The sequence below is a fragment of the Teichococcus aestuarii genome, assembly GCF_003116135.1.
GTDB classification, from domain to species: domain Bacteria; phylum Pseudomonadota; class Alphaproteobacteria; order Acetobacterales; family Acetobacteraceae; genus Pseudoroseomonas; species Pseudoroseomonas aestuarii.
In genome coordinates, this window is the sequence record NZ_PDOA01000096.1 from 1 (window position 1) to 298 (window position 298).

Consider the following 298-nt stretch of genomic DNA (forward strand, 5'->3'; position numbering starts at 1 on the left):
GCCGCGGTAATACGTAGGTCCCGAGCGTTGTCCGGATTTATTGGGCGTAAAGCGAGCGCAGGCGGTTTGATAAGTCTGATGTGAAAGCCTTCGGCTCAACCGAAGAAGTGCATCGGAAACTGGGAAACTTGAGTGCAGAAGAGGAGAGTGGAATTCCATGTGTAGCGGTGAAATGCGTAGATATATGGAGGAACACCGGTGGCGAAAGCGGCTCTCTGGTCTGTAACTGACGCTGAGGCTCGAAAGCGTGGGGAGCGAACAGGATTAGAAACCCTGGTAGTCCTAGGCTTGCGAGACA

At 53.4% G+C, this 298-nt stretch carries 1 rRNA gene; it reads left to right on the forward strand.

Annotation, left to right across the window (positions count from 1 at the left end):
* Positions 1–298: ribosomal RNA gene (locus CR165_RS24310) — 16S ribosomal RNA — on the forward strand; the annotation flags it as partial.